Raw genomic sequence first — 23930 nt, forward strand, 5'->3', positions numbered from 1 at the left:
TACTACAAAAAAGAACGTTAATTCGAATACCCAACCAAAATACGGAGTATAACCAAAAAAATGACTCATAAATTCCCTTTTTAACATTTCCACATGACATTAATTTTGTCATGATTGATTATACATCACTGGCCCTTTCATGGTCATATCTGCTTCCTCTTGAAACCCAGACCATTCTGTCTACACCCGTCAGGGCATGGGAGGCGCTTAAGGACGACACTCCCGCAGCTTCAGCGAGGACAAAAAATGCGCTACGGCTTCAGCCATTCCCCATATTGCAAAGCCGGGTTTTCTACTGTGGAGCTTCGTGGACCCATTTTCTGACTTCAGACCCGGAATGCGCCATTTCAGCAAGATTTCAACCAGTATTGTAGTAACCTGAACCAGTCAGCACCCGATCATCCAGAATAAGTACTGCCTGTATCCTTTTCCGAGCGAGAAGAGACAGGTCAGCGGTAACAGAAATACACATAAACATCATGGTTATCTTCTTTGTAACGTTAATCTTTAGCTTTGAATTGGCGGAGCATGATATCAGGTGTAATCCATAGTTTTGCCGATAAATCATTCTTCTCAAAATACTACGTTCAAACCATGCATGGTGTTGCCAGCCATGGCAAAACAAAGCCCGCAATCCGCGGGCTTAGAGATAATTTAGAACATGTTAGTGCCAGAAGCTTCCGGGTAGAAAATCATTCCCATTCAATCGTAGCCGGTGGCTTACCGCTGATGTCATACACCACGCGGGAAATACCGTTCACTTCGTTGATGATGCGGTTAGACACACGGCCTAAGAAGTCATACGGCAGGTGCGCCCAGTGCGCGGTCATGAAGTCGATGGTTTCCACCGCACGCAGGGAAACAACCCAGTCGTACTTACGGCCATCGCCCATAACGCCGACGGAGCGAACTGGAAGGAACACGGTGAACGCCTGGCTCACTTTGTTATACAGGTCAGCTTTGTGCAGCTCTTCGATGAAGATAGCATCCGCGCGACGCAGCAGGTCGCAGTACTCTTTCTTCACTTCGCCCAGCACACGCACGCCCAGACCCGGCCCCGGGAACGGGTGACGGTAGAGCATGTCGTACGGCAGACCCAGTTCCAGACCGATCTTACGCACTTCGTCTTTGAACAGCTCACGCAGAGGTTCAACCAGACCCATCTTCATCTCTTTCGGCAGGCCGCCCACGTTGTGGTGAGATTTGATGACGTGTGCTTTACCGGTTGCGGATGCCGCAGACTCGATCACGTCAGGGTAGATTGTGCCCTGTGCCAGCCACTTCACGTCTTCCAGCTTCAGCGCTTCTTCGTCGAACACTTCCACGAAGACGCGGCCGATGATCTTACGTTTGGCTTCCGGATCGTTGACACCGGCCAGCGCGTCCAGGAAGCGCTGTTCGCCTTCCACGTGAACGATGTTCAGACCGAAGTGGTCACCAAACATGTCCATGACCTGCTGGGCTTCATTCAGACGCAGCAGACCGTTGTCCACGAATACGCAGGTCAGGTTTTTACCGATAGCGCGGTGCAGCAGCATCGCGGTTACGGAGGAGTCAACGCCACCGGACAGGCCGAGAATGACTTTGTCATCGCCAACCTGCTGACGGATACGCTCAACGGCGTCGTCGATGATTTTAGCCGGGGTCCACAGCGCTTCACACTGGCAGATATCGCGCACGAAGCGCTCCAGCATGCGCATACCCTGACGGGTGTGGGTCACTTCCGGGTGGAACTGCACGCCGTAGAAGCGTTTCTCTTCGTTCGCCATAATCGCGAACGGGCAGCTTTCGGTGCTGGCAACGGTCACGAAGTCGGACGGGATAGCGGTCACTTTATCGCCGTGGCTCATCCACACGTCCAGCAGCGGTTTGCCGTCTGCGGTCAGGGAGTCTTCGATACCGCGCACCAGCGCGCTGTCGTTCACCACTTCAACCTGTGCGTAGCCAAACTCACGCTCGTTGGAGCCTTCTACGTGGCCGCCCAGCTGCATTGCCATGGTCTGCATACCGTAGCAGACGCCGAATACCGGCACGCCCGCTTCGAAAACATACTGCGGCGCACGCGGGCTGTTCTCTTCGGTGGTGCTTTCCGGGCCGCCGGACAGGATAATGCCGCTAGGATTGAATTCGCGAATCTGTGCTTCCGTGACATCCCACGCCCACAGTTCACAGTAAACGCCCAGTTCACGCACGCGACGCGCCACCAGCTGAGTGTACTGAGAACCAAAGTCCAGGATGAGAATGCGATGTTTATGAATGTTTTCCGTCATTGACGCTAATTCCGAGGCAAGTGAAACAAAAACAGAGCGCCCGGCATGAGCCGGGCGCGGAAACTTATCAGGAGCCCAGACGGTAGTTCGGGGACTCTTTGGTGATCGTCACGTCGTGAACGTGGCTCTCCTGGATACCCGCACCGCTGATGCGTACGAATTCCGCTTTAGTACGCAGCAGGTCAATGGTACCACAGCCGGTCAGACCCATACAGGAGCGCAGGCCGCCCATCTGCTGGTGAATGATCTCTTTCAGACGGCCTTTATAGGCAACGCGGCCTTCGATACCTTCCGGCACCAGTTTGTCAGCAGCGTTATCGGTCTGGAAGTAACGGTCAGAAGAACCTTTGGACATCGCGCCCAGAGAGCCCATACCGCGGTAAGATTTGTAAGAACGGCCCTGGTAGAGTTCGATTTCACCCGGGGATTCTTCAGTCCCTGCCAGCATGGAGCCAACCATCACCGCGGAAGCACCTGCGGCGATCGCTTTAGCGATGTCGCCAGAGAAGCGGATACCGCCGTCTGCGATGACCGGAATACCGGTGCCTTCCAGCGCTTCAACCGCGTCAGAAACCGCAGTGATCTGTGGAACACCTACACCGGTCACGATACGGGTTGTACAGATGGAGCCTGGGCCGATACCCACTTTCACCGCGCTGCAACCTGCGTCAGCCAGCGCGCGAGCACCTGCGCCCGTCGCCACGTTACCGCCGATGATCTGCAGATCAGGATATTTCGCACGGGTGTCGCGAATACGCTGCAGAACGCCTTCGGAGTGGCCGTGGGAGGAGTCAATCAGCAGCACGTCAACGCCTGCGGCAACCAGCGCATCAACACGCTCTTCGTTACCGGCACCTGCGCCAACCGCAGCGCCAACGCGCAGACGGCCATGCTCGTCTTTACAGGCGTTAGGTTTACGTTCTGCTTTCTGGAAGTCTTTAACGGTGATCATACCGCGCAGGTGGAAGTTCGCATCCACAACCAGCGCTTTCTCAACGCGTTTTTCGTGCATTTTTGCGAAGACGACATCACGCGCTTCACCTTCACGCACGGTCACCAGACGCTCTTTTGGTGTCATATATACGCTAACCGGCTGGTTCAGGTCGGTCACGAAACGCACGTCACGGCCGGTGATGATACCCACCAGCTCGTTCTCTTCGGTCACCACCGGGTAACCGGCAAAGCCGTTACGTTCGGTCAGGGCTTTCACTTCGTGCAGGGTGGTGGTTGGCAGAACGGTCTGTGGATCGGATACGATGCCGGATTCATGCTTCTTCACGCGGCGAACTTCTTCAGCCTGACGCTCGATAGACATGTTTTTGTGAATAAAGCCAATGCCACCTTCCTGTGCCAGGGCAATAGCCAGGCGCGCTTCAGTCACGGTGTCCATTGCCGCAGAGAGCATAGGAATGTTCAGGCGAATGGTTTTCGTCAACTGCGTGCTGAGATCGGCAGTATTCGGCAGAACGGTGGAGTGAGCGGGAACGAGGAGGACGTCGTCAAACGTCAGTGCTTCTTTAGCGATACGTAGCATGGGCAATATCTCTGACCTGGGTGGTTAAATATTGCCGTGGCATTATACAGAGCGTAACCGATTGCATCCACACTTTTTTATAAAAAAACCTTGCACTCACCTCTCAGCAGGTTACTATCGACTGAATAACTTGCTGATTTAGAATTTGATCCCGCTCACATGTTATCCTCTCAATCCCCCTCAATTTATACTGTCAGCCGCCTGAATCAGACGGTGCGTTTGCTGCTTGAGCGGGAAATGGGGCAGGTCTGGATCAGCGGCGAGATCTCTAACTTCACGCAGCCCGCTTCCGGCCACTGGTACTTTACGTTAAAAGACGACACCGCCCAGGTGCGCTGCGCCATGTTCCGCAACAGCAACCGCCGCGTGACGTTTCGTCCTCAGCATGGCCAGCAGGTGCTGGTGCGCGCCAATATTACGCTGTATGAACCGCGCGGCGACTACCAGATCATCGTCGAGAGCATGCAACCTGCGGGCGAAGGCTTACTCCAGCAGAAGTATGAACAGCTTAAGGCTGCGCTTTCGCAAGAGGGGTTGTTCGACCAGCAGTATAAAAAGCCCCTGCCCTCACCAGCCCACTGCGTTGGGGTAATCACTTCGAAAACCGGTGCCGCGCTGCACGATATTTTGCACGTCCTCAAGCGTCGCGATCCTTCCCTGCCCGTCATCATCTACCCGACCGCTGTTCAGGGTGACGATGCGCCAGGCCAGATTGTGCGTGCCATCGAGCTGGCGAACGCGCGTCATGAGTGCGACGTATTAATCGTTGGGCGTGGCGGCGGCTCGCTGGAAGATTTGTGGAGCTTCAACGACGAGCGCGTGGCGCGGGCGATTTTTGCGAGTGCTATTCCCATCGTGAGCGCGGTCGGGCATGAAACGGATGTGACGATAGCCGATTTCGTTGCGGATTTACGCGCGCCTACGCCGTCTGCTGCGGCGGAAGTGGTGAGCCGCAATCAGCTGGAGCTGCTGCGTCAGATCCAGAACGGCCAGCAGCGCCTGGAGATGGCGATGGACTACTTCCTCGCTAACCGTACCCGCCGCTTTACCCAGCTTCATCACCGCCTGCAGCAGCAGCATCCACAGCTTCGCCTTGCGCGTCAGCAAACCGTGCTGGAGCGTCTGCGCCAGCGGATGAACTTCGCGCTGGATAATCAGCTCAAGCGCGCGATGTCGCGTCAGCAGCGCGTGACGCAGCGCCTGAACCAGCAAAACCCGCAGCCGAAAATTTACCGCGCACAAACGCGCATTCAGCAGCTGGAGTATCGTCTGGCAGAAACTGTCCGGGCACGACTTAGCACCACCCGCGAACGCTTTGGCAATGCGGTGACCCATCTTGAAGCGGTTAGCCCACTTTCTACCCTGGCACGCGGCTATAGCGTTACCACCGCCACTGACGGCAAAGTGCTGAAGCAAACCAAACAGGTGAAAGCCGGAGACGTGCTGACCACCCGTCTGTCGGACGGCTGGGTGGAAAGCGAAGTGAAAGGCGTGATGCCGGTAAAAAAACCTCGCGCCCGTAAAAAGGCGTAATCAGCGATGGCTCTCTGGCGTGACGGCTAGCATCAGCCAGGACATGCCTGAAAAAATCGCCAGCGCAGCCACTGCGCTCGTTAACCCCAGAAGCAGGCCAAAAAGGATAGCCCCCACAACCTGCCCACCTGCCAGCATAAGAAAGGCCAGGCTGACTCCAGCCGCAGGTGAAGGATGTGCGATCTCTGCCCCCTTCACCAGCAATACCCCGGACAAAATCACATACCCCGCGCCGCTCATGGCCACTGCCGGAATAAGCCACCAGGAGAAACCGTGGCTTACTGTCAGAACCGCCAGAGAAATGGCCATGAAGATCTGGGATAAACGATAGACCCCCCGCATGCCGATACGCCTTGCCATACTTCCGGTAAATATGGCAACAATCCCCGCCCCGCCGCTTATCAGCCAGAGAACATTGGTCGCTGCGCTATCCAGCTCCGTGTGACGCATAAGTATTTCCGGGCCAAAGCTCCACCATGCGGCGCTGGCCATACCGCTGATAAAGGCAATCCCCAGCAGCCGAAACATGCCGGGTTTGCGTACGATAGATAGCACCTTTGGCGTTGACTCACGGGATTTCGCCGCAGATGACGGCAGATACCGCCACAAAGCCGGCAGGCACAGCAGCGCCATAATGGCGAACACAACGCAGGCTGCCCGCCAGCCCCCGGGCATGAAAAACAGAACGGGCACCGAGAGAATGATCCCACCGCTCGTTCCGGCATTGATGGTGGTATTCACATGGAGCTGACGGTCAGGGGCGATCCTGTCATTAACCGCCCCGGCAAGGGCCGGTGAGGCCAGGCCCGAGCTCAGCCCGGCAATAAATAAACCTATCGCCAGCATCGTTGAATGTGCCGAAGTCGCGAGAATAAACAACCCCGCGGCGGCGGCGATGGCCGCCAGCAAGGCGGGCAAACGAGGCCCTACGCGCGCAATAAGGTAAGAGGCCATAAATATCGACATGCAATACGCCGCATAACTACAGGAGGCTATAAACCCCGCCACCTGCGGGGTGAAAGGGATAGCCTGGCGGATATCAGGCAGCATCAGGCCCCACGAAAACCTTGCCATACCATAGGTCACCGCGATGATTGAAAACCCGGTTATGCTCAGCGAAGTCTGCCTGTTCATTACGCTCCTCTTAGTTAATGCCGTTTAAAAAACCTAAACGGTGGTGAAGCGTTGCGCCAGTTTTTAAGGAGACGAATTGTCCGACTTACAACCAGCACCGGTTTAATGTTTTACACTTAAGAAGATTCTTTTTTCGGCATTGCCAGAAAACAGGAGAGTTGCATGACCCGAATTCACAGCGTGATCCCCCCCTATATTCTTCGTCGTATTATCGAAAGCGGTTCAGAGCCGCAGCAGCGCTGCGCCCGCCAGACTTTAACCCATGTTCAGACGCTGATGGCCCACATGCCCGGTAAACCAGCCGCGCCGCACGTGAGCAAAGCCGGACAGCTGGAGCGTGATATCTACGATGCGAAACAGACCCAGGAGCTGCCGGGCACGCAGGTGCGCTATGAAGGCCAGCCGTCCAATGGGGATGTGGCGGTCGATGAAGCCTATGACTATTTAGGCATCACCCACGATTTCTTCTGGAAAGAATACCAGCGTGACTCGCTCGATAATAAAGGGCTGATCCTCACCGGCACCGTGCATTATGGCCGGGAATACCAGAACGCCTTCTGGAACGGTCAGCAGATGGTCTTTGGCGATGGCGACGGGGAAATATTTAACCGTTTTACCATTGCCATCGACGTTGTGGCGCACGAACTCAGCCATGGCGTTACCGAGACCGAAGCCGGGCTGATCTATTTTGAACAATCGGGTGCGCTGAATGAGTCCCTGTCGGACGTGTTTGGCTCGCTGGTTAAACAGTATCACCTGAAGCAAACCGCCGACCAGGCCGACTGGCTGATTGGCGAAGGTCTGCTGGCGAAAGGGATTAACGGCAAAGGGCTGCGCTCCATGTCGGAGCCGGGCACCGCCTATGACGATCCTCTGCTCGGTAAAGATCCGCAACCGGCGCACATGAAGGATTTCATCAAAACGCGTGAAGATAACGGCGGCGTCCACCTGAACTCCGGCATTCCCAACCGGGCGTTTTATCTGGCCGCAACGGCAATCGGCGGGTATGCCTGGGAAAAAGCGGGTTATGCCTGGTACGACACAGTTTGCGATCGCAATCTGCCACAAGATGCGGATTTTGATGCCTTCGCAAAACTGACGATAGCCCACGGCGAAAAGCGCTCGGGCAGCGACGTTGGGGCGGCGATAAGACAAGCCTGGGAACAGGTGGGAGTGCTGTAAATGCAGGTTCCGGAACTGACGGATGACGCCGTGGTTGAGCTGGCCCGGGAAGGCGGCGTCGCTTTTATTCCCAGGCTGAGCGGCCAGCGCACCATCACGCTCTCATCTCTCAATGAGGCGCAGCGTCAGCGCGTGGTGAGTATTCTGCAGCAAGCCATTCCGCGTGGGCAACCGCCTGGTCAGACGTCGTCACCAGGCAGCGGTGACCAGCGTTATTTTCGTATCCAGATCTTCTGGACCCGGCACAACGAAGCGCAGTATACCGATATTATTGTGCTGGTACCGGAGCAGGAAGCGCCCGAATCGCTGGTTGAACTCTGGCAGAAAGGCGAAGGCTGCGTGTGTGATTAAGCCCCGACAGGGACGAACTCCACGCGTTTTTTAGAGATCAGGCCGTGGCCGTTCTGGCAGAAATAGTCCACCGCACCGCAGGCCTTTAATACCTGGAGTGGCTGATGGCACTCCGGGCAGCGGGCTTCGAGCGCAATATCTTTGTGACAGTGTTCGCAGTAAGCCACGCCGTTTTGCGGCTCCAGCTCGGTATGGCAGGTTGGACAGGCGATCGACATAGTAACTCCTTAAGCAGGTTGCCGGGGCGAAGCGGTCGCCCCGGCGGATCGATTATACCGCCTCAGTGGCAGGTTTCGTCCGGGCATTTTCCAGCATGCGACGAACCGGCACAATGAGAACGATCAGTACCGCAGCACAAATCAGCAGCGCGATGGAGCAACGCGCGAAGAGATCTGGCAACATATCCAGCTGGTCGGCCTTCACGTGGCCGCCAATCAGACCGGCAGCCAGGTTACCCAACGCACTTGCGCAGAACCACAGCCCCATCATCTGACCGCGCATTCTTTCTGGTGCCAGCAGGGTCATGGTAGCCAGACCAATCGGGCTCAGACATAACTCACCCAGCGTCAGCATCAAAATACTGCCTACCAACCAGAACGGCGAAACGCCTGCCCCGCCGTTGCTCAGCACATTCTGCGCCGCCAGCATCATCAGGCCAAAGCCCGCCGCCGCACAGAGAATACCGATAACAAACTTGGTGATACTGCTCGGGCGAATGTTCATGGTGGCAAGCTTCGGCCACGCCCAGCTGAATACCGGTGCCAGCAGAATGATGAACAGGGCGTTGATCGACTGGAACCATACGGCCGGAATTTCGAAATCACCGATCATGCGATTGGTGTAGTCGTTGGCAAACAGGTTAAAGGAAGTCGGTTTCTGTTCAAACGCGGACCAGAAGAACGCAGCGGAAACCAGCAGGATAAAGCAGACCAGCAGTCTGGCGCGCTCTTTACGGGTCAGACCCGCGAAGATGAACAGATAAATAAAGTAGAGCGCAACGGATGCCGCAATCACATAGACCAGCATACTGGCCACCGCGACCGGGTTAATCACAATGACCCCCTGGGCGATCAGCGTGACGAGAATCGCCACCCCAACCGCCAGCGCCAGCAGCCACGCGCCCACGCCGTTGCGTTTGACCACCGGGCTGTTCCAGGTGGAATCGAGGCCCACTTCGCTGTCGTAGCGCTTCATGGACGGGACAGCAAACACGCGGAAGATAATCAGCGCCACCAGCATCCCGATGCCGCCAATACCAAAGCCCCAGTGCCAGCCGTGGGTTTTAATCAACCAGCCGGAAATCAGCGGCGCAATGAACGAGCCCATGTTGATGCCCATATAGAACAGCGAGAATCCTCCGTCACGACGCGCATCGCCTTTTTTATACAGGGTGCCGACCATCACGGAGATACAGGTCTTGAACAGGCCCGATCCCAGCACAATAAACATCAGGCCGATAAAGAACAGGTTGTTCCCCATCACCGCCGAGAGCGCAATCGACAGGTGGCCGAGCGCAATCAGAATCGAACCGTACCACACGGCTCGCTGCTGGCCGAGCCAGTTATCGGCCAGCCATCCACCCGGCAGCGCGGCCAGGTACATGGTACCGGCGAAGATACCGACAATCGCCGAGGCGTTTTCACGCGCCAGCCCCATGCCGCCGTCATAGACGGTGGCGGCCATAAAGAGGATCAGTAACGGACGAATGCCGTAAAACGAGAAACGCTCCCACATCTCGGTAAAGAACAGCGAACCGAGCGGATAAGGATGGCCGAAGAACGTTCGGCTTTCTTTTTGATTAACAGAGGATTGCATAATTCTCCCGAAAGGTATGTCGTTGTGCTGAAAGCACCGCGCGTACGCCGGCCAGTTACGTATCTGACCGATTTTTTACATGCGGCGAAAAATGAGTTAACCATTTGATAACCAGGCGCTAGTTTTGTCTAGTACCAGACCCTGGACTTTAAGATGAAAATTCGACGATTGTCTACTTTCTTAGATTTAAACATGGTTAAAAGCGAATAGTGATTGACATCACACAGGGAAGGCAGGCGTTTTGTATGGGCGAAAAAAACCCGCGACAGGCGCGGGTTTTTGTAAGATCGCAAAGCTTATTTGCTTTTCTTAATGTGCTTAATCAAACGCTTACGCTTACGCATCTGGTTTGGCGTCAGGGTGTTGCGCTTGTTGGCAAACGGGTTATCCCCTTCCTTGAACTGGATACGGATAGGGGTGCCCATCACGTCCAGCGATTTACGGAAGTAGTTCATCAGATAACGCTTGTAGGAATCCGGCAGGTCTTTCACCTGGTTGCCGTGAATCACCACGATTGGCGGGTTATAACCACCGGCGTGGGCGTATTTGAGCTTCACGCGACGGCCACGCACCAGCGGCGGCTGATGGTCTTCTGCTGCCATGTTCATGATGCGGGTCAGCATAGCGGTGCTCTGACGACGGGTGGAGCTATCATACGCTTCACGCACAGAGTCGAACAGGTTACCCACACCGCTGCCGTGCAGCGCAGAGATAAAATGCACGCGAGCAAAATCGATGAAGCCCAGACGGAAGTCCAGCGTCTCTTTCACCTGCTCACGAACTTCATTGCTCAGGCCATCCCATTTGTTCACCACGATAACCAGTGAGCGCCCACTATTGAGGATAAAGCCGAGCAGCGACAAGTCCTGATCGGAGATACCTTCACGCGCGTCGATAACCAGCAGCACAACGTTGGCATCTTCAATCGCCTGCAGGGTTTTGATGACGGAGAATTTCTCCACCACATCGGTGATTTTTCCGCGCTTACGCACGCCCGCAGTGTCGATGAGCACATACTCACGCTCATCACGCTCCATCGGGATGTAGATGCTGTCGCGGGTGGTGCCCGGCATGTCGTATACCACCACACGCTCTTCGCCCAGAATACGGTTAGTGAGCGTAGACTTACCTACGTTTGGACGCCCTACAATGGCCAATTTAATCGGCAGATCCTGCGGGTTGAATGTCTCTTCAGGCTCTTCTTCTTCGCCTTCTTCACCTTCTTCGAACTGCGCCCAGTATGCCGCGTCTTCGTCCACCTCTTCCGGCGGGTTCACTTCGTCAACCCACGGCAGCAGAACGGTTTCCAGCAGGCTGGTCACGCCGCGGCCATGCGATGCGGCGATCGGGTAGATATCACCCAGACCTAAAGACCAGAAATCGGCGATCGCCTGATCGGCATCGATACCGTCAGTTTTGTTCGCCACCAGGAAGGTCGGTTTTTCACGCGAACGCAGATGTTTAGCAATGGCGGAATCCGCAGGCATCAGGCCAGCACGGGCATCCACCATAAACAGCACCACGTCTGCCTCTTCGATGGCCAGCAGAGACTGCTCCGCCATGCGGGTTTCAACGCCGTCTTCTGTCCCGTCGATACCACCGGTATCGATACAGATGAACTCGCGTCCTTCCACCTCTGCACGACCGTACTTACGGTCACGCGTCAGCCCCGGGAAATCCGCAACCAGCGCATCACGGGTGCGTGTTAAACGGTTAAAAAGAGTGGATTTTCCAACGTTAGGGCGCCCGACAAGCGCGACCACAGGTACCATGTTTGAAGCCTCATAAAATTCAAAATAACGTCGCTTTCGCAGCGTTTTTAAAAATGTCAAAACGGCTCCTGAGTGAACAGGAGCCGTTTAGTATACTACAACCGCCGGGTAATTAACGCGTGATCGCGTACAGCGTGCCGTCTTTTGCCTGAATCAGCAGTTTACCGTCAGCCACAACCGGGTCGGTGAGGAAGCCAGAGCTGTCGACTTTTTGCTGCGCAGTAAAGCGGCCCGTCTCCGGATCGATCCAGTGCATGTAGCCTTCGCTATCACCCACCACCAGGCTACCGTTATACAGCGCCGGTGCGGTCAGCAGACGGTGCAGCAGATCGCTTTGCGTCCACAGCGTCACGCCGCCATCGGTGCTCAGCGCCAGCAGACGGTCGTTCTGGTCAACCATATAGATACGGTTACCATCAACAATGAAATCATTCACTGAGCCCAGTTCACGTTTCCACATGATCTGGCCACTGCGCAGATCCAGCGCGGTCAGGTTGCCGTTGTACGCCAGCGCATAAACCACACCGTTGACGATAACAGGCGTCGTGTCGACGTCGTTCAGACGGTCGATTTCAGTTGACCCCGTCGCCTGAGAGATACGCTGCTGCCAGATCATCTGACCTTGCTGCATCAGCACCGCGCTCACGCGACCGTTATCACCACCCACAATGGCAGCACCAAAGGCTGTCGCCGGGGCAGATTCGCCGCGCAGGGAGAGTGATGGCATATCCAGGTTGACGGTCCATTTCACCAGACCATCGGCTTCGTTCAGCGCCTGCAGCTGGCCGTTGCTGGTGTGGATCAGCACCAGGCCGTCGCTCACCACCGGACGAGACAGAGACTCACCGGCAACCGTGGTTTGCCAGGCAACAGAACCGTCGCTGGTGTTCAGGGCATAGACCTGTGCTTTTTCGCTTCCCACGTATACATGACCACCGGCAACGGTCAGGCCGCCAGACAGCAGTGCAGGTTTACGGGAGAACCAGCCGTCTTTTTCCGCCAGGTTAACGGACCACACTTCTTTTCCGTCATCGGCGTTAAGCGCTTTTACGGTACCTTTACGGTCAGCCGCATAGATAACGCTGTCAGCAAAAGCCGGGTGCAGGTTGGAATAGAAATCACCAATTCCATCCCCCACGGAAGTACTCCACGCGGTTGACGGAGTAAACTGGTTTTCAACCGTCGGCAGCGGGGACATTTTCACAACGTCTTCTTCGCCACTGAACAGTGAACAGCCACTCAATAACGTAACAGAAAGCAGTCCTGGCAGAAGTAATTTACGCAATTGCATCGGGTCCCTCTCAGACGGACAAATTATTTATTTTCATCTGCATCATTTCGCTCAGCGCAGGGGATGCATTGCTATCTACACCGGCTTGCCACGCTTTACGCGCGCCCGCTTTATCACCTTTGCTCAGCAGTGCTTCACCGCGCAGATCGGCAACGATGGCAGCAAAACCTTCGCCTTTGATGGTATCGAGCGTTTTCAGCGCTTCATCAGCTTTTTTCTGCTGAACCTGGATACGGGCCAGGCGCAGATTGATAACCGCTTTCAGATTGTCATCGCTGGCGGCCGCAAGCCCCTGCGACAGCTGGGCAGCCGCTTTATCCAGTTCGTTCTTGTCGATGTACTGCTGAGCCACTTCCAGCGCGGCCAGCGCACCGTAGGTGTTTTTGTTGTCAGCGGCAAATTTCTCTGCTGCCGTCAGCGTTTGCGGCTGATCGGCACGAATGGCGCTCACGGTATTTTCATAGGACAGAGACGCGCCGCGCGCGGAATCCGCCTGATGATTGTTCCAGTAGCGCCAGCCAATCAATGCACCTACACCTAAAATAACCCCAACAACCAGCGCTTTGCCGTTTTCAGCAAAGAAGCGTTTGATCGCGTCGACCTGGTCGTGTTCGTTCTCGTAAATTTCCACGCAGTCCTTCTCCTTAGCCCAATAGAGTGCGCAAGTGCGCCGCAACGCCGTCCTGCGTTACCGTTGTCTGCTCACCAGAGCGCAGGTCTTTCACTACCACTTCGCCGTTGGCCACTTCGGACTCACCCAGCACCAGTGCAATACTTGCGCCCCACTTATCGGCACGAGCAAACTGTTTTTTGAAGTTGCCGCCGCCATGGTTGGTCATCAGCTTAACCTCCGGCAGTGCATCGCGCACGCGTTCAGCAAGCTGCATCGCCGCAGACTGCGTTTCCGCGCCTGAGGCCACCAGGTATATATCGACAACGGAATCTGCTTTAAATTCCGGATTAACTGCCTGAACCAGCAAAACAAGTCGCTCAAGGCCCATTGCGAAGCCAACCGCAGGCGAGGCACGGCCGCCAAGCTGCTCAACCAGACCGTCATAACGGCCGCCAGCACACACGGTGCCCTGCGAACCGAGGCTGGTGGTAACCCACTCAAACACGGTACGGTTATAGTAGTCCAGACCGCGCACCAGGCGCTGATTAACGGTATAGGCAATGCCTGCTGCTTCGAGCAGTTTGCAAAGACCAGCAAAGTGTTCGCGAGACTCGTCGTCCAGGTAATCGCCTAATGCAGGCGCATCGTTCAGCAGCGCCTGCACGTCCGGATTTTTGGAATCAAGCACGCGCAGCGGGTTGCTGTACATGCGACGTTTGCAGTCTTCGTCCAGCTTCTCTTTGTGCTCTTCAAGGAACGCCACCAGCGCATCGCGGTAGTTGGCACGCGCTTCCAGAGAGCCGATAGAGTTCAGCTCCAGAGAGACGTGCTCAGAGATGCCCAGCGCACGCCACCAGCGGGCGGTCAGCATGATCAGCTCAGCGTCAATGTCGGGGCCTTGCAGGCCAAACACTTCCACACCCAACTGGTTGAACTGGCGATAACGACCTTTCTGCGGACGTTCGTGGCGGAACATCGGGCCGATATACCACAGGCGCTGCTCCTGATTGTACAGGAGACCATGTTCGATGCCGGCGCGTACGCAGCCCGCCGTACCTTCAGGACGCAGTGTCAGGCTGTCGCCGTTGCGGTCCTCAAAGGTGTACATCTCTTTTTCAACCACGTCGGTCACTTCGCCGATCGCGCGTTTGAATAACGGGGTCTGCTCTACAATCGGCAAACGGATTTCGCTGTAACCGTAGCTGCCGAGCACCTGTTTCAGTGTGCCTTCAATGCGCTGCCAGATGGCGGTTTCGCCAGGCAGATAATCGTTCATGCCGCGGATGGCTTGAATGTTTTTTGCCACGTTTATTCTCTTTCTATATACAAAAAAGAACCCAAAGAATGGGTTCAATCATACATGGGAAGCACTTCGCTTCCCATCACGTTATTTTTCAACCTGCTGAACGCTGATGCGCTGCGCTTCGTCCATCATCGACGCTTTGGCACGAATGCGCGCTTCAAGCTGATCGATCATATCACTATTATCCAGACGATCTTTACGAACGCCATCTTCATAGAGACCACTTTTCTTGTTACCGCCGGTGACGCCCAGCGTTGACACCAGCGCTTCACCCGGGCCATTCACCACACAACCGATGATGGAGACGTCCATTGGGGTGATGATGTCTTCAAGACGTTGCTCCAGGGCATTCACGGTTCCGATGACGTCAAACTCCTGACGTGAACAGGTTGGACAGGCAATGAAGTTGATCCCACGTGCGCGGATACGCAGTGATTTCAGGATGTCGAAGCCAACTTTGATCTCTTCGACCGGATCGGCCGCCAGCGAAACGCGCAGGGTGTCGCCGATCCCTTCCGAGAGCAGCAGACCCAGGCCGATGGCTGATTTGACAGAGCCACTGCGCAGGCCACCTGCCTCGGTGATCCCAAGGTGCAGGGGCTGATCGATCTGCTTCGCCAGCAGACGATAGGACTCTACCGCCAGGAAGACATCAGAGGCTTTTACGCTGACCTTGAACTGATCGAAGTTAAGACGATCCAGATGATCAACGTGACGCATCGCGGATTCAAGCAGCGCCTGCGGCGTGGGTTCGCCGTACTTTTCCTGCAGATCTTTTTCCAGAGAACCGGCGTTCACGCCGATACGGATGGGGATGTTCTTATCGCGTGCACAGTCCACCACCATGCGGATACGCTCTTCGTTACCGATGTTGCCTGGGTTGATACGCAGGCAGTCGACGCCGTATTCGGCAACTTTAAGCGCAATGCGGTAGTCGAAGTGGATGTCTGCAACCAGCGGCACACTGACCTGCTGTTTGATCAGTTTGAACGCCTCTGCGGCGTCCATGGTCGGCACGGAGACGCGAACAATGTCCGCGCCTACGCGTTCTAATGCTTTGATTTGGTTGACCGTCGCTTCCACATCCGTGGTGCGCGTATTGGTCATCGACTGGACGGCGATAGGCGCCCCATCGCCGATTGGCACATTCCCAACGTAAATCCGTTTTGATTTTCTACGTTGAATCGGAGCCTGGTTATGCATGAAAAATCTCCCGCGTAGCCCGTCTGTTACTGTGCTGCTGATTGTTCGGCATTAACGGTAAGACGTGCAACCTGGTTAGTTCTGATAAAGCGGCTCAGATCGACAGGTTTTCCTTGATACTGGATCTGTACCGCTGCCGGAGCGCCGATTTTAAGTTTATACGGTGCCTGACCGGTTAGGTTTAACGTGCCATCTTTACGCTGCAGGCCGCTGAACAGTTTTTTACCTGTTGCGTCAGTGACTTCTAACCAGCAGTCAGCAGTGAAATTCATCACCAGCGCGTTAGGGTCAACCGCGGGCGTTGCGACACCGGCCTGATCGGTCGGCAGAGGTGCAGCGGTGTTCGCCGCCGGTGCGTTCGTTGCGGTATCCACAGGAGCCTGAGAAGGTGCAACCACCGCGTTTTGATCCTGCGCTGGAGCCTGCGTCTGAGGCGCTGACGTGTTAGCCGTTGCCGCTGGGGTCTGCGCAGCGTCGGTAGCTGGCGTATCGGTCGTCGCGGTTTGTGGTTCGCTGGTCGTTGCCGCGCTTTCGGTGCTCAGTGGAACGCTCTGCGCGTTACCGTTTCCGGCCTGGTTAAGTTCGGCAGAGGATTGATCGGCCATCGTGGTGATCTCTTCCTGCTGCGCCTTGTGGTTTTGCCACCACCATGCGCCGGTCAGACCGACCACCACAAACAGCACCAACCAGGTGAAGCTCATCAGCCAGCCATCACGTTTTTTACGACGTTTGCCCAAAGAGAAGCTCTGCATCGGTGCAACTTTGGCTGCACGAACCGGTGCCTGCTTCTCCATCATTGGCAGTAATTCGTCTTCGGGGATGTGCACCAGTTTTGCGTAAGAGCGGATATACCCGCGCAAGAATGTTGAAGCCAGATCGGCAGGTGCCTTATCTTCTTCAATATCGCGAACCGTGGAAACCTTCAGGCACAAGCGTTCTGCAACGGCTTGCTGGCTGAGTCCGAGTTGTTCACGGGCGTTGCGAAGACGAACGCCAGTGGAGAGTGCTTCATGTTGGTCGTGAGTGGCTTCAGTATTCATTCGCTACAACTACTGGTACGTGAAAAATAAGGGTTCAGGTGCCGGTGAGTCACAATGCCACCCGCACCGCGAAACTTCTGGTCAGTTAACCTTGAACAGTCAGTATAAGACTGTCAGCCCGGAGATGACAGTGCGCCCTGCCCGTGAAGCTAAACTGTTGTTACGTCGTTACATACTGCCCGAAAGTCGTATGAAACGCACCGTAATTATTACTCAGTCATCACGAATCTGACTGATTATTCAGTAAGATTATGCTTCACGGCGCAATAATGCGCCGTGATTGCATAATAATCAAACAGCTTTGACCGCAATCGTCTCGCCCTGCATGCGTTTACGCAGGGTACGTTTGGTTCGGTCAATCACATCACCCGCCAGCTGACCGCATGCGGCATCGATATCATCACCACGGGTTTTACGCACGATGGTGGTGAAACCGTACTCCATCAACACCTTCGAGAAACGGTCGATACGGCTGTTCGAGCTGCGGCCATACGGCGCTCCCGGGAACGGGTTCCATGGGATCAGGTTAATTTTGCACGGCGTATCTTTCAGCAGTGCAGCCAGTTCATGCGCATGCTCGGTACCGTCGTTCACGTGGTCGAGCATCACGTACTCGATGGTTACGCGGCCCTGGTTGGCGTTGGATTTTTCCAGGTAGCGACGCACCGCCGCAAGGAAGGTTTCGATATTGTACTTTTTGTTGATCGGCACAATTTCGTCGCGGATTTCATCGTTTGGCGCATGCAGAGAGATGGCCAGCGCCACGTCAATCATGTCACCCAGCTTATCCAGAGCCGGAACCACGCCTGACGTAGAAAGCGTCACGCGACGTTTGGAGAGGCCAAAACCGAAATCGTCCAGCATGATTTCCATTGCCGGAACCACGTTAGTCAGGTTCAGCAGCGGTTCACCCATCCCCATCATCACCACGTTGGTAATTGGGCGGGTTCCGGTCACTTTCGCCGCGCCAACGATTTTCGCGGCACGCCAGACCTGGCCAATGATTTCCGATACACGCAGGTTACGGTTAAAACCTTGCTGCGCGGTTGAGCAGAATTTGCACTCCAGCGCACAGCCAACCTGAGAAGAGACGCACAGCGTGGCGCGATCGTCTTCCGGGATATACACGGTTTCAACACGCTGATCGCCAACGGCAATCGCCCATTTGATGGTGCCATCTGAAGAGCGTTGTTCTTCCACCACTTCCGGTGCGCGGATTTCAGCCACTTCTTTGAGCTTGTTGCGCAGCACTTTGTTGATGTCAGTCATGTCATCAAAATTGTCGCTGCAATAGTGGTACATCCATTTCATGACCTGATCGGCACGAAACGGCTTCTCGCCCAACTCTTTAAAGAACTCGCGCATCTGCTGACGGTTCAGATCCAGCAGGTTAATTTTTCCATTTTTATTTGGAACCGCAGGCGTGGCGACTTCGGAGGTATTCACTAATTCAGACATAATATTTTCCGGCCTCGTTGTTACACGTTATGGCCCATGGAGGGTTGAAAAGAAACGCCCCGGAAAGCGTTCTGCTCGTCCGGGGCGTTGCATTGTACAAAGTCTGGCGCAGGGATGCCACGTTTGCACGTGGCATTTACGAAAATAATGTGTAAACGAAACCGTTAAATTAACGGGTACGTGGACACACTTCGCCTTCTGCGAAGAAGAAAGCGATTTCGCGCGCTGCAGATTCAACAGAGTCAGAACCGTGGGTGCCGTTCTCGGTGAAGCTGTCAGCGTAGTCAGCGCGCAGCGTACCTGCCAGCGCGTTATCCGGGTTGGTTGCACCCAGCAGGTCACGGTGACGCTGTACCGCATTTTCGCCTTCCAGCACGGATACCACGATCGGGCCAGAGGTCATGAACTCAACCAGACCGTCAAAGAATGGGCGACCTTCATGCTCAGCGTAGAAACCACGAGCCTGCTCAACGGTCAGATGCAGCATTTTGGTGCCAACGATCTTAAACCCTGCTGATTCAAAGCGAGCGAAGATGCTGCCAATAACGTTTTTTGCCACCGCGTTTGGTTTGATGATGGAAAAAGTACGTTCAATAGCCATTGATAACCTCTGTAAAATGTTCTGTTGTTTTTGCATACCTGAGTATGGTGTGGCGCGGATTATAAAGAGCAATAGCGCCATTGCCTATGGTTATACATAACATTTTTTTAAAATGAGACGAAGATTAGCAACAGGACAGATTTCGCATCCCGTAGTGATGGTGGAAACAGAGCGGGCACTGCTTTTCTTCCGGCGTAAATGACCAGAACTGACGGCGGCACGTCTGGCAATTGGCCTCATATGCGGGCATGGTTACCGTTTTCGCTATTCCCTCTGTTTGTGTCACTTTTATCGCCGCATGCTGGCAAACCGCTTCACAACCACCGCAACCGGTGCAATATTCGGTTTCCACCCTCAGACTGGCGTTCTCAAAACGAATCGCCTTTTCCTGACAGCTTCGCCAGCACGCCCCGCACAGCACGCACTTTCCGGCGTCGAGAGCGATCTCTGCCTCGCTAAACGCGGGAAAAGCCCTTCGCAACTCACGCAGGCCGGGCATGACGCAACAGGCACGAACATCCTCACGGTGAACGTGCATTAGCGCACGGCGGGCGAGATTCACCTCGTTGTGCGGGATGAGCTTAAATGCCCACGCCGCTTCACCGCGTCGGCGAAGCGTAAGATTAAGCCGGGCAAGCGCCAGCAGCCAGTCAGGATGGTGCTCCACCTCAATACTGATAAAACGAACGCGGTATTGCGCGTGCCACAGTAGCAGCTCATTCACTCCAGGTGCGCGTTCCGCAAACGGCCCGACAAGCGTATCTCCACGCAAAAAGCGTTTTCGCGGTACGATGCCGGTAATGGCTCCGGCTGGGCAGACAAACAGGCAGTCACCGCATTCAATACAACGGCTGTCATCAATCAGAACGCCCGAGTCCGTAAAAGAGAACGCCTGCACAGGGCAAGCGTCCGCACAGGCGTGGCAGGAGGCATGGCGGAAACGGCGACAAACGCACGCATGCGTCACGTCCATCGCCGGGATAAGCGTTAATCCGGCCATCAGCCAATACTGAAGAAAACGAAGCGCAGCATCAGCTCACCCACAATCAGTAATGCGCTGCCCAGCAGCACCGGGCCTCGCGCGGCCTTCAGACCGCCCGCGGCAAAACACAGCATGCCCGCAACGGAAACGCACCAGCTCAGCAGATGCACCGTGCGCAGTTGCTCCAGCATCCGTAACGGAGCGTGAGGGAATGTCACCACGGTGTTGTCCATGGCTGTAATGTCGGCCAGCCAGACGGGCTGCATCACCAGACGCACAAGCACCAGCAGGGTAATAATCACAACCGCCGCGCGCAGGTTAATCCGGGAAGGCGCCCCAACGGCCACGCAGGCTGAGCCAATGATTCCCACCGAGCCGATGAACAGCACCAGCGTGTTGATGTGCTGCCAGGTGACAACCGACGTATGGATATAAATCTGCGCCATGCAGAACACGTCCACCAGCCCGACAAGCCCCGCCACCGCCAGAAGCGGCTTCCAGCCTGGTTTTTTCGCGAACATCAGCAGCGTCGCAAGACCAAGCGCCGCAAGGTAAAGGCTGGCAAATACAATCTCACGGCTCAGCCAGGAGCTGGATACGTGGCGCAGCGCGTTGAGAGCATTGAGCGGGTAGCCCATATGCAGCGTCGAGGCGAGCAGCCCCAGGCAGGCCAGCACGAATGCCCCGGCAGCAGGCAGCAGCGCGTTACGCGGCGAAGCCTGCGCGCCTCCGAGCGCCAGCCAGAGCGTAACGCCTACCGATCCCTGAAGGAACAGGGTAAAAATCAGCAACGGTAACTCATGCATGACGTGTCCCCTCTTTCTCTGCGCCCTGATGTGCTTTGATCACCAGGTTAGGTTTGGTGATGGAGGAATCAGGCAATCCCTTCACGTCACAGACCACACCGTATTTCGCCCGAAGTTCATCAATCGGCCCGAATTTGATCGCTTCAAGGGGACAGGTTGCCACGCAGACAGGCTGTTCGCCTTTCGCCTGCAGATCCACGCAAAAATCGCATTTGGACATCTGCCCGGTCTGCTCGTTGAGCTGCGGCGCGCCATAGGGGCATGACCACGCACAATATCCACAGCCGACGCACTTATCCGTATCGACGCGCACGATGCCGTCACCCGGACGCTTATGCATCGCGGTGGTCGGGCAGTTTTTGGTGCAGACAGGATCCGCACAGTGGTTGCAGGAGACAGAAAGTGTGTAGGCAAAAACGTTATTGCTGACGCCGCCCTGGCCGGTTGGGATGAAATTCCCGCCGTTGATTTCGTACACGCGACGGAAACGACGCCCGGGTTCAAGGTTGTTTTTATCTTTGCACGCCACCTGGCAGGCCTTGCAGCCCGAGCAGCGGGATGAGTCGATATAGAAGCCCAGCTGTTTGTCGCTCACCGGCGCGTAGTGTTTAAACTGACTCATGCTTTTGCGACCTCCACCAGCATGCTTTGATGAGAATTCCCTTTCGCAAGTGCGGTAATGCGGGCGGAGCTGAGCACGTTCGCGCAGCCACCTTTATCAATGCCCCGCTCGTCCGGCTGCCACCAGGCGCCAGCCTGCATGGCAACAACGCCAGGAATGATGCGCGGCGTGACTTCGGCCGGGATTTCACATATCCCCCGTGCATTGTGAATACGCACGGTATCTCCCTGCGCAATACCGCGTTTTTGCGCGTCCTGTGGGTTAATCCATAACTTTTGCTGCTGAACCTCAATCAGCCATGGGTTGGCATACTGAGTGGAGTTGGCGCGGTTTTTCCCCTTCCAGGTAATGAGCTGTAGCGGGAACGTCTTCGCCAGTTCATCCTCCGGTCCTTCATAGGCTGGCACGTAATGCGACAGCGCAGGGATTTCCGGGTGATGCATGTCGTAAAGACGCTTCGAGAAGATCTCAATTTTTCCGGATGGCGTCGGGAAAGGATAATTTTGCGGGTCGCGAATATTGTCCTCAAAAGCGACATACGGTGCGCTTTTGAAGAGATGTTGCCGCGTCTTTTGCAGCGTCGCGAAGTCAGGCAAGTTTTCCTCTGGCATCGCCAGGCGTGTCTGCTCCCATATGTGTTCAATCCACGCCTTTTCATCCCGCCCCTGGCTGAAGGCCGGTTCGATACCCAGCTTAGCGGCTACTTCGCGCAGCCAGTCATAGTCTGAACGGCGTTCAAATTCGGGTTTGATCAGCTTTTCCGAGAGGATCAGATAGCTTGCGGTCCCCCAGGTTTCACCGATATTCCAGCGTTCCATAAAGCTGGTTTCCGGCAGCAGAAGATCGGCATAGCGGGCACTCGGCGTCATGAAGAGATCGCTTACCACGATGAACTGAATTTTCGACTCGTCTTCCAGTACCCGTGTCGCCTGATGCAGATCGGGGTTCTGGTTAGCAAGATAGTTACCCGCCAGAGAAAACAGAATGCGGATATTACTGTCGAGCTTTTCAGCATCCTTCAGGCCGACATCCGGTGTGACCTGTGAGGCATCGTCAGCGGCCTGAACCCAGTTCATCACCGATATTTTTGCTTTGACCGGGTTATCCGGCATGTCAGGACCGACCGCAAATTTCCGGTTGGCACAACCACCATATCCTGCAGCCCACCCACCTTTTACGCCAACATTGCCCGTCAGCGTTGCCAGCAGCGTAGAGCCACGCGCAGTGCGTTCGCCGCAGTTGTGGCGCTGTGGACCCCAGCCCTGAATTAACGCGGCAGGTTTTGTTGTGGCATAGTCGCGTGCCAGCTGCCGGATGGTCTGCGCTGGCACATGGGTAATTTGCTCTGCCCATTCGGGAGTTTTCACCACTCCATCTTTCGCACCGGTCAGATAGGCGACAAGAGACTCGTTGGCGGGCACACCTTCAGGCATTGAGGCTTCATCGAAGCCCAGCGTATAGCGCTGAATAAATTCGCGATCGTGCAGGTTTTCCGTGACGATAACGTACATCATCGCGTCCATCAGCGCGTTATCGGTCGTCGGTAATAAGGGGATCCATTGATCGGCAAGGGATGAAACGGTATCTGAATAGCGTGGATCGACCACGATAAAACGCGTGCCGTTTTGCTTCATCCTCTGGAAATAGTGGTTGCTGTGACCAAAAATGGTCTCCGTTGGGTTATGACCCCAGAGGATCACCAGCCGGGTATCCTGCAGTGTATCCAGCGAACTGCCGCTGGCGGCGGTGCCGTAGGTGTAAGGCGTCGCGGCAGCTGTATTGCCCATACTGACCGAATGATAGCTTTCAAGGTATCCGCCGGTTAAGTTGAGCAAACGACGGACCATCTTATCCCCGGAAAAGGTGCCCCCGGAAACCGCCGTACCCACATGAACATAGCGCGAGGCTGCGCCATATTGTTGCGTGATCGTTTTTAACCGTTCGGCAATAAGCGTGGTAGCTTCATCCCACGAAATACGTTCAAATTTTCCTTCACCGCGCTTACCCACGCGTTTCATCGGATATTTTAAACGGTCAGGATGGTAAACAAATTTCCGGTAAGCCCGGCCACGAACGCAGGCGCGCATCACCGGCATTTGCGGATCCAGCTCATTATCCGGGCGCGTAGAAATTCGGGTCACCACGCCATCGTTGACGTGGGCCCGAATATCACACTTCCCCCCGCAGTCAAATGTGCTGCAGGTCTGAATAATGTTTTCCGCAGGCTCATCTTGTGCAGCGGTGCCTTCACTCGACTCTGCTTTGCCAACGCGGGCGACAAACGGCAGGGCAGCAAGCGCCGACCCGGCCTGAATAAACTGACGTCGGGATACAGCGGGTAAAAGGCCGTCTCCCTGGCTTTTTATTTTTGTCATTGCTCATTCCTTCAAATAAAAACGCATTCTCGTTTTTTCGCAGGA

The 23930-nt window shown here is 55.4% G+C and carries 20 protein-coding genes; 3 read left to right on the forward strand and 17 right to left on the reverse strand.

The genetic code is table 11. The annotated features are described in order from the left end of the window. Positions 1 to 692: 692 nt before the first annotated feature. Together guaA and guaB are read right to left on the reverse strand one after the other, a co-directional pair. Positions 693 to 2270 (reverse strand): glutamine-hydrolyzing GMP synthase, encoded by a 1578-nt coding sequence (guaA, locus tag ACQG19_RS18110; protein WP_013098264.1) that lies wholly within the window; start codon positions 2268 to 2270, stop codon positions 693 to 695. A gap of 67 nt (positions 2271 to 2337) precedes the next feature. Continuing rightward, positions 2338 to 3804, reverse strand: coding sequence for an IMP dehydrogenase (gene guaB / locus ACQG19_RS18115; RefSeq protein WP_013098265.1), 1467 nt, complete (start codon positions 3802 to 3804; stop codon positions 2338 to 2340). A 159-nt stretch (positions 3805 to 3963) separates the two neighbouring features. Here guaB and xseA point away from each other — a divergent pair, with 159 nt between their 5' ends. Continuing rightward, entirely contained in the window at positions 3964 to 5337 is a 1374-nt protein-coding gene (xseA, locus tag ACQG19_RS18120; protein ID WP_214453312.1) for an exodeoxyribonuclease VII large subunit, read from the forward strand. Here the strand turns inward: xseA and ACQG19_RS18125 are convergent, their stop codons facing one another. Beyond that, positions 5338 to 6471, reverse strand: coding sequence for an MFS transporter (locus ACQG19_RS18125; protein WP_038985669.1), 1134 nt, complete (start codon positions 6469 to 6471; stop codon positions 5338 to 5340). Between the two features lie 162 nt (positions 6472 to 6633). Here ACQG19_RS18125 and ACQG19_RS18130 point away from each other — a divergent pair, with 162 nt between their 5' ends. After that, positions 6634 to 7653, forward strand: a complete 1020-nt coding sequence (locus tag ACQG19_RS18130; RefSeq protein WP_023620379.1) for a M4 family metallopeptidase — start codon at positions 6634 to 6636, stop codon at positions 7651 to 7653. Further along, positions 7654 to 8004, forward strand: coding sequence for a protealysin inhibitor emfourin (locus tag ACQG19_RS18135; RefSeq protein WP_048972584.1), 351 nt, complete (start codon positions 7654 to 7656; stop codon positions 8002 to 8004). Here the strand turns inward: ACQG19_RS18135 and ACQG19_RS18140 are convergent. The 14 genes from ACQG19_RS18140 to ACQG19_RS18205 all read right to left on the reverse strand — a co-directional run bounded on the left by ACQG19_RS18140 (position 8001) and on the right by ACQG19_RS18205 (position 23885). Continuing rightward, positions 8001 to 8222 carry a zinc ribbon domain-containing protein gene (locus ACQG19_RS18140; protein ID WP_023620378.1) on the reverse strand — a complete coding sequence of 74 codons (222 nt, stop codon included), beginning with the start codon at positions 8220 to 8222 and terminating at the stop codon, positions 8001 to 8003. The genes ACQG19_RS18135 and ACQG19_RS18140 overlap by 4 nt on opposite strands. A gap of 52 nt (positions 8223 to 8274) precedes the next feature. After that, positions 8275 to 9819, reverse strand: a complete 1545-nt coding sequence (locus ACQG19_RS18145; protein ID WP_058651804.1) for a peptide MFS transporter — start codon at positions 9817 to 9819, stop codon at positions 8275 to 8277. A gap of 296 nt (positions 9820 to 10115) precedes the next feature. Continuing rightward, the gene (gene der / locus ACQG19_RS18150) at positions 10116 to 11591 is read right to left on the reverse strand and encodes a ribosome biogenesis GTPase Der (RefSeq protein WP_023620376.1); all 1476 of its coding nucleotides are present in this window, start codon (positions 11589 to 11591) and stop codon (positions 10116 to 10118) included. A gap of 112 nt (positions 11592 to 11703) precedes the next feature. Further along, positions 11704 to 12882 (reverse strand): outer membrane protein assembly factor BamB, encoded by a 1179-nt coding sequence (bamB, locus tag ACQG19_RS18155; protein WP_029882244.1) that lies wholly within the window; start codon positions 12880 to 12882, stop codon positions 11704 to 11706. A gap of 10 nt (positions 12883 to 12892) precedes the next feature. Further along, the gene (locus ACQG19_RS18160; RefSeq protein WP_013098275.1) at positions 12893 to 13513 is read right to left on the reverse strand and encodes a YfgM family protein; all 621 of its coding nucleotides are present in this window, start codon (positions 13511 to 13513) and stop codon (positions 12893 to 12895) included. A gap of 13 nt (positions 13514 to 13526) precedes the next feature. Then, entirely contained in the window at positions 13527 to 14801 is a 1275-nt protein-coding gene (gene hisS, locus ACQG19_RS18165) for a histidine--tRNA ligase (RefSeq protein ID WP_222168705.1), read from the reverse strand. An 81-nt stretch (positions 14802 to 14882) separates the two neighbouring features. Then, positions 14883 to 16001 carry a flavodoxin-dependent (E)-4-hydroxy-3-methylbut-2-enyl-diphosphate synthase gene (gene ispG / locus ACQG19_RS18170; protein ID WP_013098277.1) on the reverse strand — a complete coding sequence of 373 codons (1119 nt, stop codon included), beginning with the start codon at positions 15999 to 16001 and terminating at the stop codon, positions 14883 to 14885. Positions 16002 to 16027: 26 nt separating this feature from the next. Beyond that, positions 16028 to 17041 (reverse strand): cytoskeleton protein RodZ, encoded by a 1014-nt coding sequence (rodZ, locus tag ACQG19_RS18175; protein ID WP_095439776.1) that lies wholly within the window; start codon positions 17039 to 17041, stop codon positions 16028 to 16030. Between the two features lie 291 nt (positions 17042 to 17332). Next, positions 17333 to 18499, reverse strand: coding sequence for a bifunctional tRNA (adenosine(37)-C2)-methyltransferase TrmG/ribosomal RNA large subunit methyltransferase RlmN (locus tag ACQG19_RS18180; protein ID WP_013098279.1), 1167 nt, complete (start codon positions 18497 to 18499; stop codon positions 17333 to 17335). A gap of 169 nt (positions 18500 to 18668) precedes the next feature. After that, the gene (gene ndk / locus ACQG19_RS18185) at positions 18669 to 19100 is read right to left on the reverse strand and encodes a nucleoside-diphosphate kinase (protein WP_003860625.1); all 432 of its coding nucleotides are present in this window, start codon (positions 19098 to 19100) and stop codon (positions 18669 to 18671) included. A gap of 124 nt (positions 19101 to 19224) precedes the next feature. After that, positions 19225 to 20100, reverse strand: coding sequence for a 4Fe-4S binding protein (locus tag ACQG19_RS18190; protein ID WP_246931995.1), 876 nt, complete (start codon positions 20098 to 20100; stop codon positions 19225 to 19227). Next, the gene (locus ACQG19_RS18195; protein WP_246931997.1) at positions 20100 to 20888 is read right to left on the reverse strand and encodes a dimethyl sulfoxide reductase anchor subunit family protein; all 789 of its coding nucleotides are present in this window, start codon (positions 20886 to 20888) and stop codon (positions 20100 to 20102) included. Before ACQG19_RS18195 ends, ACQG19_RS18190 begins: the two co-directional genes overlap by 1 nt. Beyond that, the gene (locus ACQG19_RS18200; protein ID WP_013098282.1) at positions 20881 to 21510 is read right to left on the reverse strand and encodes a DMSO/selenate family reductase complex B subunit; all 630 of its coding nucleotides are present in this window, start codon (positions 21508 to 21510) and stop codon (positions 20881 to 20883) included. Before ACQG19_RS18200 ends, ACQG19_RS18195 begins: the two co-directional genes overlap by 8 nt. Further along, on the reverse strand, positions 21507 to 23885 hold the full coding sequence (locus tag ACQG19_RS18205; protein ID WP_222168702.1) for a DMSO/selenate family reductase complex A subunit: 2379 nt from the start codon (positions 23883 to 23885) through the stop codon (positions 21507 to 21509). Before ACQG19_RS18205 ends, ACQG19_RS18200 begins: the two co-directional genes overlap by 4 nt. Positions 23886 to 23930 lie beyond the last annotated feature (45 nt).

The organism is Enterobacter cloacae complex sp. 277I4 (genome assembly GCF_050031465.1).
In the GTDB taxonomy this organism is placed as follows: domain Bacteria; phylum Pseudomonadota; class Gammaproteobacteria; order Enterobacterales; family Enterobacteriaceae; genus Enterobacter; species Enterobacter cloacae.